10 protein-coding genes are annotated in these 15,750 nt (G+C 56.5%); all 10 read right to left on the minus strand.

Annotation, left to right across the window (positions count from 1 at the left end; translation table 11 throughout):
* Positions 1 to 97: 97 nt before the first annotated feature.
* The 10 genes from C7E10_RS03165 to acpS all read right to left on the minus strand — a co-directional run bounded on the left by C7E10_RS03165 (position 98) and on the right by acpS (position 15,721).
* Positions 98 to 1,717, minus strand: coding sequence for a CTP synthase (locus C7E10_RS03165; protein ID WP_105325905.1), 1,620 nt, complete (start codon positions 1,715 to 1,717; stop codon positions 98 to 100).
* 32 nt (positions 1,718 to 1,749) lie between these two features.
* A complete protein-coding gene (gene argS, locus C7E10_RS03170) occupies positions 1,750 to 3,408 on the minus strand; it encodes an arginine--tRNA ligase (RefSeq protein ID WP_105325906.1) in 1,659 nt (552 codons plus the stop codon).
* Positions 3,341 to 3,826 carry a YwiB family protein gene (locus tag C7E10_RS03175; RefSeq protein WP_105325907.1) on the minus strand — a complete coding sequence of 162 codons (486 nt, stop codon included), beginning with the start codon at positions 3,824 to 3,826 and terminating at the stop codon, positions 3,341 to 3,343. Before C7E10_RS03175 ends, argS begins: the two co-directional genes overlap by 68 nt.
* 1,303 nt (positions 3,827 to 5,129) lie before the next feature.
* Complete coding sequence (putP, locus tag C7E10_RS03180) at positions 5,130 to 6,623, minus strand: sodium/proline symporter PutP (protein ID WP_200820191.1); 1,494 nt, start codon at positions 6,621 to 6,623, stop codon at positions 5,130 to 5,132.
* A 151-nt stretch (positions 6,624 to 6,774) separates the two neighbouring features.
* The gene (locus C7E10_RS03185) at positions 6,775 to 8,100 is read right to left on the minus strand and encodes a hypothetical protein (protein ID WP_105325909.1); all 1,326 of its coding nucleotides are present in this window, start codon (positions 8,098 to 8,100) and stop codon (positions 6,775 to 6,777) included.
* 1,856 nt (positions 8,101 to 9,956) lie between these two features.
* On the minus strand, positions 9,957 to 10,670 hold the full coding sequence (locus C7E10_RS03190; protein WP_158572372.1) for a 3-keto-5-aminohexanoate cleavage protein: 714 nt from the start codon (positions 10,668 to 10,670) through the stop codon (positions 9,957 to 9,959).
* Positions 10,671 to 12,070: 1,400 nt separating this feature from the next.
* Positions 12,071 to 12,619: a GerMN domain-containing protein gene (locus C7E10_RS03195; RefSeq protein ID WP_158572373.1), complete on the minus strand. Its 549-nt coding sequence runs from the start codon at positions 12,617 to 12,619 to the stop codon at positions 12,071 to 12,073.
* Positions 12,620 to 12,624: 5 nt separating this feature from the next.
* Entirely contained in the window at positions 12,625 to 13,755 is a 1,131-nt protein-coding gene (locus C7E10_RS03200; protein WP_105325912.1) for an N-acetylmuramoyl-L-alanine amidase family protein, read from the minus strand.
* A gap of 68 nt (positions 13,756 to 13,823) precedes the next feature.
* Positions 13,824 to 15,347 (minus strand): NAD(P)H-hydrate dehydratase, encoded by a 1,524-nt coding sequence (locus C7E10_RS03205; protein ID WP_105325913.1) that lies wholly within the window; start codon positions 15,345 to 15,347, stop codon positions 13,824 to 13,826.
* Entirely contained in the window at positions 15,344 to 15,721 is a 378-nt protein-coding gene (gene acpS, locus C7E10_RS03210) for a holo-ACP synthase (protein ID WP_199614908.1), read from the minus strand. The genes C7E10_RS03205 and acpS overlap by 4 nt, the downstream gene beginning before the upstream one ends.
* Positions 15,722 to 15,750 lie beyond the last annotated feature (29 nt).

Below are 15,750 nucleotides of genomic sequence, written 5' to 3' on the forward strand. Positions count from 1 at the left end.
TTTCCATTGCTCTTTTATTGTACCAAGAATCCCAAAGAAAAGAAACGGGTTACGGCAAATGCCGCCCGTTTTCTTTTCTGTCTTGCGTTCTTCAGGCTTAGTGCTTCTGGCAAGCCAGGGCAGCAGCGATGAAGTCCTTGAACAGCGGATGGGGATTGGTGGGACGGGATTTCAGTTCGGGGTGGAACTGTACGCCCAGGAACCAGGGATGGACTTCCGTGGGCAGTTCTACGATTTCTACCAGCTTGCCGTTGGGCAGGGTGCCGCCCAGCACCAGGCCCTTTTCGAACAGCTGGTCACGGAGTTCGTTGTTCACTTCGTAGCGATGGCGATGGCGTTCGCTGATCAGGTCGGTGCCATAGGCCTTTTCGGCCAGGGTGCCGGGATACAGCTTGCAGGGGTATTTGCCCAGCCGCATGGTGCCGCCTTTGATTTCCACGCTCATTTGTTCCGGCATCAGGTAAATGACGGGGTACGGGGTGGTTTCGTCAAATTCGGTACTGTTGGCTTTCTTCATGCCGCAGATGTCCCGGGCATATTCGATGACTGCGCACTGCATACCCAGGCAGATGCCGAAGAAGGGAATCTTGTTTTCCCGGGCATAGCGTACGGCACGGATCATGCCTTCGATGCCCCGGTCGCCAAAGCCGCCGGGCACCAGGATGCCGTCCACGCCCTTGAAGATTTCTTCGTAGTTGGCGTCGGCTTCTTCCAGGTCGGAAGCGTTGATGTATTCGATGTCCACATCGGCGTCATGGAAGTAGCTGGCGTGTTTCAGGGCTTCCACGATGGAAATGTAGGCGTCAGGCAGTTCTACGTATTTGCCCACGATGGCAATGGTGGATTTTTTGGCATGGGGTGCCAGAATCTTTTCCACCATGGCATGCCAGGCAGCCATATCCTTGGGTTTGTCTTCCATATCCAGTTTTTTCAGAACCACTTTGTCCAGGCCCTGGTCTTCCAGCAGCATGGGTACTTCGTAGATGCTGGGAGCGGTGATGGATTGGAACACGGCGTCAGCGTCCACGTCGCAGAACATGGCCATCTTTTCCCGCATTTCCCGGCTGATTTCCTTTTCGGAACGGCAAACCAGGATATCGGGGGTAATGCCGATGCTGCGCAGTTCTTTTACGCTGTGCTGGGTGGGTTTGGTCTTCAGTTCGCCGGCAGCGGAGATGTAGGGAACCAGGGTCACGTGGATGTACAGCACATCGTTCTTGCCCACGTCCTTCTTCACTTGGCGGATGGCTTCCAGGAAGGGTTCGCTTTCGATGTCGCCTACGGTACCGCCGATTTCGGTGATCACGAAGTCAGCTTCTTCTTCCCGGCCTACCCGGTACACCCGTTCCTTGATTTCGTTGGTGATATGGGGAATGACCTGTACGGTGCGGCCCAGATAGTCCCCTCTGCGTTCCTTGTCGATAACGGATTGGTAGATCCGGCCGGCAGTCACGTTGGAGTTGCGGGTCAGGTTGATGTCGATGAACCGTTCATAATGGCCCAGGTCCAGGTCGGTTTCGGCGCCGTCGTCGGTAACGAATACTTCACCATGCTGGTAGGGGCTCATGGTCCCGGGGTCAATGTTGATGTACGGGTCGAACTTTTGGATGGTCACCTTATAGCCTCTGCTCTTGAGCAAACGGCCCAGAGATGCGGCCGTAATGCCTTTGCCTAAGGACGAAACCACGCCGCCTGTTACGAAAATATACTTGGTCATTTTTTTCCTCCCTTTTCCGCTTTCTTTCTATATTACATATGTTCCGGTGCGCTGACGCCCAGAATCTTCAAACCATGGCGCAGGGTATTGCCCACAGCTGTAATTAGTGCCAATCGAGCCTGCTGGAGGGCAGGGTCGACGCCCAGTACCCGGCACTGGTTGTAGAAGGAATGGAACATTCCTGCCAGTTCGTAGGTATAGTGGGCAATCTTATGGGGTGCCCGTTCCAGGGCAGCCGTGTCGATGAGCTCGGTGTAGTCGTTGAGCTTCTTGATCAGGTCTATTTCAATGGGCTCCTTCAGCACGGACAGGTCCGCGTTGGGGTCCAGGGTAATCTTTTCGTCGGCCATTTGGCGCAGGATGCTGCAGATCCGGGCATGGGCGTACTGGACGTAGTACACCGGGTTGTCGTTGGAATGCTCGGTGGCCAGGGTCAGGTCAAAGTCCAGCTGGCTGTCCATGCTGCGCATGATGAAGAAGAACCGGGCTGCGTCGGTGCCCACTTCTTCGATGAGCTCGTTCAGGGTCACGCTCTTGCCGGTACGTTTGCTCATCTTTACCAGCTCGCCGTTCCGGTACAGGCTGACCATTTGCAGGATCAGGATTTCCAGGTGGCTGGGGTCGTAGCCCAGGGCCTGCATGGCGGCCTTTACCCGGGGAATGTAGCCGTGATGGTCGGCGCCCCACAGGTTGATCAGGCGGTCAAAGCCCCGTTCGTACTTGTTCCGGTGGTAGGCAATGTCGGCGGCAAAGTAGGTGGAAACGCCGTTGTCCCGGATGACCACTCTGTCCTTGTCGTCGCCGAAATCCGTGGAGCGGAACCATTTGGCCCCGTCCTTTTCGTAGATGTAGCCCTTCTTTTCCAGCTCGGCTACCGCTTCTTCAATCTTATGGGCATCGTGGAGGGATTGTTCACTGAACCACACATCAAAGTGGCAGTTGAAGGCTTCCAGGTCCTCCCGGAGGGCGGCCAGCTTTTCGTCCTTGGCAATGCTCTGGAATTTTTCCAGCCGTTCTGCTTCCGGCATATGGATAAAGCTGTCGCCGTATTTCTTCTGGATCCGTTTGGCGGTGACCACAATGTCTTCCCCGTGGTAGCCGTTTTCCGGGAATTCACAGGGAATGTTGTAGAGCTCCAGGTAGCGGGCGTTCACGGAAGCCGCCAGATTGTGCATCTGGTTGCCGGCGTCGTTGATGTAGTACTCCTGGCTCACATCGTAGCCGGCAGCCTTCATCAGGTTGGCCAGGGCGGAACCCACTGCAGCACCCCGGCCGTGGCCTACATGCAGAGGGCCGGTGGGGTTGGCGCTGACGTATTCAATCTGGATCTTCTCCCCTGCTTTGGCAGGCAGGTTGCCGTAGTTTTCCCCCTGGGCCAGAATATTCCGCAGGGCTGCGGACAGCCAGTCTTCCTTCAAGAAGAAATTCAGGAAGCCAGGTCCGGCAACTTCCACCTTTTCCACACTGGGGCAGTCCAGGAATTCCTGGATGGCACCTGCAATTACCCGCGGCGCGCAGTGCAGATTGCGGGCGGCCTGCAGGGCAAAGTTGGTAGCAAAGTCGCCAAATGCCTTCTGGGGCGGAACGGTGAGAACCACCGGTACCAAATCGCCCTGGGGCAGCTTACCTGCCTGAATGGCTTTTTGGACTGCGGCGATGACCGCTTCTGCCAGTACTTTTTTCATGTCCACGAATTTCTTCCTCCTCAATTTCAATAGTCAAGCGTATGGACCCATTGGGCTGGTCCTGCATTTCCAGGTCGTAAAAGGCCTGTACATGCCAACCCCGGGGCTGACGGACAATGGTCAGGTCCCGGGTGAAGACCATCATGGGCACAGTAAAATACGGGGTCTGGTACTGAAAAGAAGTGTTCCGGCCCCGTACATACGTCTGTCGATGCTCATAACGCCCGTGGCGGATCACCGTCAGGGTGTCTTCCGTCCATTTCAGGGTGGTTTTGGTGCCTTCCATCCCGGTAATGGGTGTTTCCTCATAGCGTACATACGTAGCACGGCCCACCGTCTGCAGCTGGCCGGAAGTGACCAGGTCCAGGGGCTGGGAGCCATCGCTTAAATTTTCGCTATGAATCGTAATCTTTACAGGAATCATGGCCTCTCCAAAAAATAAAAGGCACTCTCTTCATGCCCTGTCTCTTATACCCCTCTGACGCTGCCGACGATCTTTCGCGTTTCTGCACCTTGGTCCAACCTGGCATTGCACTGAAAATCACTGGATCCAGCTAGTCTTACATCTGCCCTTGCAGGAAGTGTACTTCATGCTCCCTACACACTACCTTCCCTGTTGCCGCGCCTCTTCTTCACACCTGGCTCTCNAAAGTGGGGAGGGGTGGGGTGTGGGGGAGTAGTGACGACCGGACCAGCTTGCCTACCCCATTGCCGCTTTGCGGCATTTCCCCAAGGGGAAAGTTCGTCCCCTTTTGGGGCTAGTGCGGACCGTTAGGTAGTCCAACTACAGAAAAATTGCCTACGGCAATTTTTTGCTGTAGAAAACTCTGTACCGGATTTTTGGTCGACGTTCTCAACAGGTGTAGTGCAGGTATCCTACTTTTGAACCCCATCCGCCTTCCTAGCGTCAGGCACCTTCCTCTTTTCCAGTGCACGAAGCAGTGCACTGGTAAGTGGAAGGCATATGCGGCGCTGGCGCCGCTAAACACCTGGATGAACTTCTATCGTCGCCTGCGGCGACACTTCCTTCACGCTTGAAGGAAGCGTTCTATGCCACTGCTAGTCAAGTTCTAGATGGGGTTATATGTGGAATTTTTTATCTATCATAATTCTTTTCTCAAAACCCGTTTAGCACATGACTCGTATGGGCCTAAGCCTGGCCCCTGAGTGGTTCGCGGCATGCTGCTCAGCTTCACCTTTCAGGTTCGCTTTGCAGGCCGCTATCACATGGCTCATATTAACCAATGCTCTGCGGCATATAGCCTTGAGAATTGGATATGAGCGCAAAGCGTTGTAGGGGCTGTCAGCCCGCAGGGATGACTGAGGAAGTTTATCCACGTTTTTGGGAGTCGTATCCATTTCTCAAGGCCCTGGCCACAGAGAAATGGAATATACGACCCCTGCGATAGCCGTCCGTGAACCGAACCCGAAGGGTGAAGGCGAACGGAATACGGCGAACCGCTCGGCCGTAGGCCGCATGCCTTCTCCACCCACCAACAGTCCAAGGTGGGGAAGGTGCCGGCGAACTCGCCGGCGGATGGGGTTCAATACCTGCCCAGCGGGCGCCCATAGCTCTCGCCTGTAGGGGAGAGCTGGCAGCCACGCTAGTGGATGACTGAGAGTGGATTCCCCAGGCCAGCACACTTCAGGTTTGCGGACCGCACTAACTAAAAAACGACTTGCGCACTCTCCCGAGTTCGCAAGTCGTTTTTTCTTGTATTCTTCTCTCAATCCACATGTTTCCCATATTCCGCCACAGCCTCGTCATACTTGGCTGCAATCTCCGCCGGGGGTTCTTTATCCAGCAAGCTGAAGACCACGATGGCCAACAGGGACAGGAAGAAGCCGGGGATGATTTCGTACACGCCGGTATAGGCGAAGAGGTTTTTCCAAATGAGGACGGTGGAGCCGCCCACCAGGATGCCGGCAAAGGCGCCGTTGGTGGTCATGCGTTTCCAGTACAGGCTCAGGAGCACCAGGGGTCCAAAGGCGGCGCCAAAGCCTGCCCAGGCGTAGGACACGATGGACAGGATCATGCTGTCGGGGTCCAGGGCCAGGATAATGGAGAAAATAGACACCAGGACAATCATCAGGCGGCTGACCTTCACCATTTCCCCGGCTTCGGCGTTCTTCCGGAGCACGGGCTTATAAAAGTCAGTGGTAAAGGAAGACGCGGCGACCAAAAGCTGGCTGCTGGAGGTACTCATAATGGCCCCCAAAATGCCGGAGGTAATGATACTGGCCACAAAGGGGTGGTAGAACTGGGTGCTCAGTTTGATGAACACGGTTTCGGCAGCGGAGCCCTGAAGAATGGGTCCCAGGTACACCCGGCCGGCAAGACCTACCATTACGGACATGAACAGGGAGATGACCACCCAGGTCATGGCGATGTGGGTGGCCTGCTTGATTTCCCGGGGGTTCTCAATGGCCATAAAGCGCACCAGGATATGGGGCTGGCCAAAGTAGCCAAAGCCCCAGGCCAGCAGGGATACAATGGCGGTCAGGCTGAGAACGCTGCCGTCGGCGCCCTTGATCAGGCTGAAATAGTTGGGGCTGATGGCGTTCAGCCGGGCAATGGTGGGCCCCACGCCGCCTACGTAGTAGATGGCGGTAATGGGCACAATCAGCACGGAGAAGAACATCAGAAAGCCCTGGAACATATCGGTCCAGCACACGGCGGCAAAGCCCCCCACCATGGTGTAGAACACCACGATGCCGGCGGTCACCACCAGGCTCATGGTATAGTCCCAGCCGAAGACGGTTTCAAACAGCTTGCCCCCGGCCACAAAGCCAGAGGAGGTGTAGATCAGGAAAAAGATGAAGATAAAAACGGAAGACGCAATCCGCAGTTTTTTCTGCTTGTCCTGAAACCGGTTGTCAAAGTACTCGGGCAGGGTAATGGAGTTGCCCAGGTGCTGGGTGAAAATCCGCAGCCGTTTGGCCACCAGTTCCCAGTTGGCCCAGGTGCCCAAAATCAGCCCAATGGCAATCCAGGCTGCGCTGATGCCGGCCAGGTACGCATACCCCGGCAGCCCCATGAGCATCCAGCCGCTCATGTCGGAGGCCTCTGCGCTCATGGAAGTCACCCAGGGGCCCAGTGCCCGTCCCCCCAGGGCATACCCTTCCATGTCGTCATTCTTTTTGTAGGAAACCAGGCCGATACCGATCAATATGGCGAAGTAAATGACCAGTGCGGCGATTGTACTCCAGGTTGCTTCCAAAATGCCACGTCCTTCCTCATCGTTTGAAAAGATTTAGTAAAATGTTAGTGAAATGAATAAATCACATTATAACGTAGATTTGGAATTAGCGCAAGGAATTTTGTGAAAGTGTAACGTGCCATTTCTGCTGTGCGGACGGACGCCACGCAGGTCAGTCATCCAGCACGGTAAGTTTGTGGCCATTGGTATCAATGCGGCCCTGGTTGTCCAGGCTGGACACGGTGGAATCCCCGGTAAGCTTCCAGACGGCACCCTTGGCAATGGTCACGTCAATGCCGCTTTCCTGGGTGCTGCCCTGGTTGTTTTCCTGGAGGATAATGGCGCCCTTGTACTCCGTGCCCGGGTTCAGGGTCAGGTCCAGATGGGAAATGGAATCCACCACCATATCCCCCTTGAGCTTCTGGTTGGTGGCAGTGACAGTAGCCTGGCCGCCGTTGCTGCCAGCCTTCCCCCAGCCCCGTTTGCCGCTGTTGCCCACAATCCGGAGCAGGGCCCCGTCCCCGTGGTTTTCAATCTCCACGCCGGACAGGTCAATGTGGCAGGACGTATTGGTGACGTAAATCACGTCCCCCCGGTGGGAGATCAGCCTGCCCCCGGTCATGGCAAAGTCCGAGGTGCCCTCCTCTGCGTCCCCGCTCATGGATTGGTAGATCATCACCGTATGGACGTTTTCCTCCCGGATGGTATTAGGTCCCATGACCCGCACGTCCGGCATATTGCCTTCCAGCTCGCAGTCCTTCAGGTGAATCTGGTTCATGCCCTCAATGACGGCCCCCTCGGAATTCTTGGCCTGGAGTTTGGCCTTGGTCACCGTAATGGCCGCCGTGGAATAAATAGCCGGAGAACCGTAGCCGCTGGTGGTAAAGCGGCCCCCGGTCACATTCACCGTGCCCCCGCCCCGGTCGGAACGAATGGCGGCAGAGGAGTCGCCGGTGGTAGCCAAGTCCAGACCTGTGGCCTTGGTGGTGCCCCCGCCGGTGGTCTGGATACCCCCGGAATTGTTGCCGGTGGTGCGGATGGTCACGTGGTCCGCCAGCACCTGGGTACCCTCCCCGTAGCTGAAGAGCCCGTTGCCGTTTTTGGCAGAAGACGTAATCTTGCCCCCTACCACGGACAAATGCGCCCCGTCCGTAGCCAGCACCGCAGCGTTGAGCCCGTAAAAGTCCCCCTGCTCCGTGCTGGTAGAGTCCCCGGCGGCCTTGTCCACCCGGACCCCTTCCAGAGTTACCCCCCGGCCCGTTACCCGGAGCGCATTCTGGTCCTGCTCCTTGGACTGGTATTTCTGGTCCCGGTATACCCCGGCCTTGGTTAAAGTCGCAGCCGCAGAGCCCTGGTTAAAAGACTGATTGCCCAGCCCCTCAGGCGGTGCCCCCAGGGGCAACCCCTCAGGCGGATTCCCCAAAGGAACACCCAGCTGGTTCCCCAGCGGCGTACCCGGCCCCGGCAGCTTCCCCGCCGCCCCAATAGACGCCGGCATCGCAGGCGCCCCAGGAGCCGTGGAAGACGCCGCATACACCGCAGGCGCAGCGGACAAAATCGACAACACACAAAGCAAAGATAATTTATGGTGCAAAGAAGAAATAGAATGCATGGTAATACCCCCTCAGTAGAAAGTAACAAGATAAGTATAAACCTAGAATATGAAGAATGCATGAACTAGATATTTTTTTGCGTTGGTGCGGTCTGCGAACCTGAAGTGTGCTGGTGCCGGGAATCCTCGAGCGGTTCGCGGCTCGCTGCGCAGCTGCGTCCTGGAACTTCCCCAGTCAGCTCATAGCGCTGACAGCCCCTTCACGCTTGAAGGGGCCAGACCAATCCCGCTATCGCATGGGCCTTATTGACCAAACATCCGTGGGATGTTTGGATGCGGCCGCATAAAGTGAGGAGCCTTTAAAGGTTGGTGCGGTCTGCGGGGTGTAGTGCAGGTCTGACCCTCCGGGCGCCCCTATTGCCGCTTTACGGCATTTCCCCAAGGGGAAAGTTCGTCCCCTTTTGGGGCTAGTGCAAGAAGGACGGTAGCTCAACTACGGAAAAATTGCCCAAGGGCAATTTTTTGCTGCAGAAAACTCTGTACCGGATTTTTGGTCGATGTTCTCAACGGGTGTAGTGCAGGCATCCTACTTTTGAACCCCATCCTTGCCCCGCTTTATGACTGGAGCGGGGCGTTCCTTCCCCTTCTCCTGTTCGCATAGCGAACAGGTAAGTGGAAGGCAAATGCGGCCGGAGGCCGCGAAAACCGCGATTAGTCAACAAAACATTACATTGCGTTCCTAAATTTAAGTTTTTATGAACACAATGTGGGTGTGGATAAGAAGTATAAAGTCTATTGTTATTGCGAATTTTGTAGAGAAGTTGACCTCGCGCGCATGCGGGCGCAGGTGGCGCCGGGAGGCGACGGAGAGTGCTCCGCTGCGGCCGAAGGACGCTAAATACTTGGTTAAACTTNGGCCGGAGGCCGCGAAAACCGCGATTAGTCAACAAAACATTACATTGCGTTCCTAAATTTAAGTTTTTATGAACACAATGTGGGTGTGGATAAGAAGTATAAAGTCTATTGTTATTGCGAATTTTGTAGAGAAGTTGACCTCGCGCGCATGCGGGCGCAGGTGGCGCCGGGAGGCGACGGAGAGTGCTCCGCTGCGGCCGAAGGACGCTAAATACTTGGTTAAACTTCCTTCGTCAGCCCCCTTTCCACCACCCTACGGGTGATTCCCCTTCCCCGTAAACGTGGAAGGTAATGGCTGACACCTACCAGCAACGCTTTGCGGTCGCATCCAAGAGTCTACAGTTTATCAAAAGACTCTTGGTTAATGCGAGCCATGTGATAGCAGCCCAAGAAGCAAGCCCAAACTGGGCGTAGCTGATTGGCTAGCTGCGAACCACTGTGGTAGGCGTCCAGGCCACCACTGGTCAAGTAAAATCCAAAATATAGTGCTGATAAGAAGATGACCATTAGTGGCCTAAGACCGGCCCCTTCAAGCGTGGAGGGGCTGTCAGCCCGTAGGGATGACTGAGGAAGTTTATCTAGCTTTTTTGCGGCCGCAGGCCGAATGCCTTCTCCACCCCACAGTAGTCCAAGGTGGGGAAGGTGCCTGACGCAGGAAGGCGGTTGGGGCCAGCAAGACCAAGGTTATTGCAAGCACCTATCGAGAGTAACGAATCAGAAACGTATAAGCTGTCTTCCTCGTTGCGGCATCGTTCAAGCTCCTTGAAAGATGTCCTGTGATGAGCATAGCGAATCACCAACGAGGAAGTCGCCACCGTGCTGTTGTTGCGGTCCGCGAACCTGAAGTGATGTGGTGCCGGGAATCCCCGGATATTTCGTCGTAATCCCTACGCCTCACTGATGCAATGTTTGTACAGTTCAATATTGGAATGGGCTTTTTCCCCATTGGCAAAGCAATCAATATCTTCAAAGCCAATGCGCCAGGCATAGCCCTTTTGCCGGGCATATTGGATGACTGCCCAGGTATGGATATCTTCCCCGTGCAGGAGATATTCCAGGTCCGGATACCGTTTCTGCAAAAACGTTAAAATAGCTGCAGCCTTTTCCACCGTGGCTTCATCGGTGGCTTCTCCGCTGACTTCAATCAGCACCCGAAAGGCAGATTGACTGTACTGCCGCGCCACAAATTCTTCAGCGTCTGCCAGGGTAAAGATGCCATATTCGATAGGCACCTGCAGCTGCTGCAGCGTTTTGCTTAAAGCGCAGCTCCCCTCTTCACACACATTGACGGAAATATAGTCCGGCCGCCAGGTCCAGGCAGCAATGGCCTTTTGCCGCTTTGCAGCAGTCATGCCATTTTGCAGCGGGGACCCGATACCAATCTGACAGTTGGGAAAACGTTTCTTGAGAGCCAGAAATTGCGGCAGGACCACCTCCTGCTCCAGAGATTCCTTACCCCCAGCGTCCCGAAAATGAATGTGGAAATGCTTGATGCCCAACTGCAAAAACTGCCCAATCTCCGCTGCATATTCCTCTACCGTAATAGGAACATACGGATTCTGGGCTTTGGAAACCCCGCCGTTCATAGAAATTTTTATCATTTGAATTTCACCTCGCTGAGAAAACTGAACAAGTATAAAACCTAAAAAGAGAAAAGCATAAGGGGGGGAGGATGTGGATTGTAGAGCAGCAAGCGCAAAAGAGTTGGGAAGGTAGGTTTTAAACCCCATCCTTGTTCCGCTTTAGCACTGGGGGCGGAACATTCCTTCCCCTTCTCCTGTTCGCATAGCGAACAGGTAAGCGGAAGGCAGTAGCGGCCGGAGGCCGCGAAAACCGCGATTAGTCAACAAAACATTACATTGCGTTCCTAAATTTAAGTTTTTATGAGCACAATGTGGGTGTGGATAAGAAGTATAAAGTCTATTGTTATTGCGAATTTTGTAGAGAAGTTGACCTCGCGCGCATGCGGGCGCAGGTGGCGCCGGGAGGCGACGGAGAGTGCTCCGCTGCGGCCGAAGGACGCTAAATACTTGGTTAAACTTTCTTCGTCAGCCTAGCGGCTGACACCTACCACACGCTTGTGGTAGGCGTCCAGGCCACCACTTGTCAAGTAAAATCCAAAATATAGTGCTGATAAGAAGATGACCATTAGTGGCCTAAGACCGGCCCCTTCAAGCGTGGAGGGGCTGTCAGCCCGTAGGGATGACTGAGGAAGTTTATCCAGCTTTTTTGCGGCCGCAGGCCGCTTGCCTTCTCCACCCCACAGCAGTCCAAGGTGGGGAAGGTGCCGGCGTACTCGCCGGCGGATGGGGTCCTGCAGGACCTAATTATAAGTACTAGCCTATTGAGAGCAACGAAATTAGAGACGAATCAATTTGTCTTCCTCGTTGCGGCATCTTTCAAGCTCCTTGAAAGATGCCCTGTGATTGCGCAGCAAGCACCAACGAGGAAGTCGTCACCGTGCGTTCCTCGCAAGTGTGGTGGGTCGGCTGCGGTCCATTGGAACGCAGGGTGACGGAAGGTCCCCTCGTCCCAGCCGCCCCGGAGGGGTGCATACACACGTACCATTCTTGCGCAACGTAACTGTCACTCCGCAGTGTCCTGGAGTCTTCATCGTCGTCCTGATAGGCCCTTGCGGGTCCCGCTTCTGGTAAGGTGTCGGCACTTGGGAGGCCCATGCCCAAAGTAAGGACACGATAGAGTGGCAGCGCAACCGCACGATGGTAACTGCAACAGGCTTGACCCACGGGGCTGATTACGTCAGAATCGTACACCGTTCAAATGCGGTGGCCCAACCACAAAGCATTGCTCCCCAAGTTTCCAAAAGAGCACCAGCTTTGTGGTGGGCTACCGCAGGGGGACGGAAAGGCAAACATCGCAAACAAAAATCAAAGTTGCCCGGAGGGCCCGGTGTGCACTACACCCCGCAGTCCCCACAATAAAACAACCCCGGCTGTGCACGCTGCACAGCCGGGGTCATATCCCACATTCTTTCTTCTCCCTACGCTTTCGGCAAGAAGGTTTCGTTCCGTTCAAAAGGCGTGGTCATATCCATCTGCCCCAGTACTTCCACGGGCTCGCCGTTGACGGTGAAGGTGACTTTCTTGATGTCCGGGAACTCGGTGAGGGTGTTCACCAGTGCGTAGATCATCATGGTGGTGTCATATTCTCCGGCGCGGCGGGTGAGGAATTCTTTGCTCAGGTCCACAGTAGCCAGGCCGTCCTTCACGGTGAGTTTGTTGACTTTCAGGTTCTTGGGGAAGGTCTTATCCCCTTCGGGCTGTTTTTCTACCAGTTCCTTCAGGGTTTCCAGCTGCTGCTGGGCGGTATCCCCCTGAACCGTGGTTTTCACGGCCACCAGTTTCTGGCTGCCGTCCTTGGGTTTGCGGTACAGGGTCTTTTCCACTCCCTGGGGTTTGGTGGTCTGGGCCTGCTGGGTGGCCGGCGTGCCGGCACTGGTGGCGTTCTTGCTGCCGTCAGAGCAGCCTGCTGCCGCCATAAGGGTCAGTCCCAATACGCATATTACCCCAAACTTTTTCCATTCCATCATTACCATCAACCTCCCTGGTGCTGATTGTAGAAGTCCGTAATCCCATCGGCAATGGCTTCTGCTACCTTATCCTGGAAAGCCGGGGAAATCAGCAGCTGCTCTTCTTTCCGGTTGGTCAGGAACAGGCATTCCACCAGGGCACCGGGCATGGTGCTTCTCTTGTTCACATAGAAGTTGGCGAACCGTACGCCCAAATCGTCCACATCGGCGGTCTTCATCAGCTGGTCCTGGATGGCCTGGGCCACCTGGATATCGTACTTGGTCTTGGGGAAGTAGTAGGTGGAATAGCCGCCTACGCTGGTATTCTCACTGGCGTTGATATGGATGCTGATGAACATATCGGAGTGGCTGTTTTCGGCCACATCCACCCGGGCCTGGAGTTCCTGCCGGTCGGTGGCATCGGGTCCGTACACGTCCACGTCGGTGGTGCGGGTCATGTACACAATGGCGCCCCGCTGCTCCAGCAGTTCCTTCACCCGTTTGGTAATGGGCAGGGTCACGTCTTTTTCAAAGGTGCCGGTAATGAGCCCGTGGGTACCGGGGTCAGAACCGCCGTGGCCTGCGTCCAAAGTAATCCGTTTGCCCTTGATGCCCCCTACTACCGAGTAGGTGCTGCCAAAGTCCGTATCCGCCGCCACGCTGGGCCGAGTAGGCTGCCAGGGCGAGGTGATGGCCGTCTTGGGCACCTTGGGCTTGGGAATGAACTTCTTCTGGGGCGGGCCGGCAATCACGTCCACCACCACCCGGGTGGGCCGCTTGGCTACCCGGTCGGCCTTCAGGGGGAACACGTTCACCGCGTCCCGGGTCAGGCTCCGGTTCATGGCCACATGGACGATAGTCCGGTTGATTTTCCGTTCCAGGGTCACCCGCTTCACGTAGGGGGCCTTGGAGGAGGAATATACCTTGGGCACAGAGGAACTCAGGTTGCCGTACACCGTCACCTGGAGCTCGTTGCCCACAAATTCTGTTTTATACCGGGCGGCAGTATTGGTATCCAGCACAATCCGAAGCCGTCCGTCCGGGTTGACGCCGTACACCACGTTCTGGATGGTGGGTGCGGCCAGAGCCTGTCCCGTACCGCCCAGACCGAGAACGGCCAACAGGCATGCACAGAGTAAAAATAGCTTTTTGAACACAATCGTACCTCCTCTTATACCCGGTCATTTTATCACGTTTCGCCGGGTCCTGGCAAATCGGGGAAGTATTACACTTCCAAAATCTTTGCAATGGCCTGGGGCAGCTGCTCCAGCAGGTCCCCGGCCTTGAGGCCAATCTGGCCCCGTTCTTCGGCTGCCAGGTCGCCGGCCAGTCCATGGGCGTACACCGCGCAGCAGGCCGCTTTCTCCAGGTTCAGGCCCTGGCCCAGAAGGGCTGCCACGGTGCCCGTCAGCACGTCGCCGCAGCCGCCGGTAGCCATGCCGGCATTGCCGGTCGTATTAATATAAAGTTCTCCCGTGGGCAGGGCAATCACAGCGGGGGTGCATTTCAGCACCACCACCGCCTGCCACTTCTCCGCCCCTTCCCGGGCGCATTCCAGAGGGTGCTTCAGGATTTCCCCAATGGGCCGGCCCAACAGCCGGGCCATTTCTCCCGGGTGGGGAGTAAAGATTTTCCGCTTCAGGCTCCGGAGCAGGTCGTCCTGCCCGGCCAGTGCATTCAGCCCGTCCGCGTCCAGCACCAGGGGCTGGTCCAGCTGGGGCAGCAGTTCCCGCAGCAGCTGCTGAGTCCGGGGGTCCTTGCCCATGCCGGGGCCCGCCGCCACCACGTCTGCGTTTGCAAGCAAGGGCAGCAGGTCCTTGGGGTCAAAGCTGGGCTGGGGTCGGACCATCACTTCCGTATTTTTGATAATGAGGGGCTCCAACACTTCCTGCCGGGTGTAGAGGGTCACCAAACCCCCGCCGGCCCGGACCACCGCCTTGCTGCACAGCTCGGCCGCACCGGCGTAGCCCAGACTCCCGGCCAGCACCGCAATCCGGCCGTTGACGCCCTTGTGGGCATCTGCCCGGCGCCGGGGCAGCCAGTCCCGGACCATTTCCGGCTCCAAGAGGTACTCCGCCCCCGGGGCTTCTTCCACCAGGCAGGGAGGCACGTTCAGCCCGGCCAGGTAAATCTCCCCGGCATAGCGGGCGCCAGGATACAGGTACAGCCCGTGCTTGGGGGCAATCATGGTCACCGTCACGTCCGCCTGGAGGGCCAGCACGCTGGCACCGGTGTCCGCCTCCACCCCGCTGGGAATGTCAATGGCCAGAACGGTCTTATGGAGGTCGTTCACCGCTTCAATGAGAGATTTTAACGGTTCCCGGGGCACCCCGTGAAAACTGGTGCCCAAAAGCCCGTCCAGAATCAGGTCGCTTTCCCGGCACAGGCTGAGAGCCCGCTCCGGTTCTTCCGCCCATTCCACAAAGGTGCAGCCCGGCATATACTGGAGAATCCGCAGCTGGAGCGCCGCTCCCGGACCAAAGGCCGCCGGAGGCTCTGCCAGAATCACGCTGACCTGGGCCCCTTCTGCCGCCAGGTCCCGGGCAGCCGCCAGGCCGTCAGCCCCGTTGTTGCCCTTGCCGGAGAGCACGGTGATTTTCCGGTCCCGGGCGTCACCTTCCAGCAGCTCCAGCGCCCCTTCACACACGGCCCGGCCGGCATTTTCCACCAGCACTGCCTCGGCCATACCGATTTCGTTGATGGCCCGGGCGTCCACGCTTTTCATCACACTGCCTTTAATCAGTTTCATTGCGCCGCCTCCAAAATCACCTGGGCAATGGCGTTCCCCGCCGTATGGCTGAGAGACACAAAAGCCCTGCCCAGCTTTTTCTCCCCTGCCAGCCGGGCGATGTCCCCGGTAAAATGCAGAGAAGGCTGGCCGCTTGCGTCCGTAAGCACTTCAATCTCCAGCAGCTGGCTCCGGTGCACCCCGGTGCCCAGGGCCTTGCCCACCGCCTCCTTGGCCGCAAACCGGGCCGCATAGGATTCACTGCTGTGGGCGCCCTTGCGCTCGCAATAGGCAATCTCTCCCGGAGTGAACACCTGCTCCCGGAAATCCTTCTGTTTCAGGGCCCGTTCCATCCGGCCCACTTCCAATATATCTACACCAATGCCCAATATCATAATATTTTCTCCTTTAACCTCTCTATCAT

Origin of the sequence: Acidaminococcus hominis, assembly GCF_900291475.1 — a bacterium.
Taxonomy (GTDB): Bacteria; Bacillota; Negativicutes; order Acidaminococcales; family Acidaminococcaceae; genus Acidaminococcus; species Acidaminococcus hominis.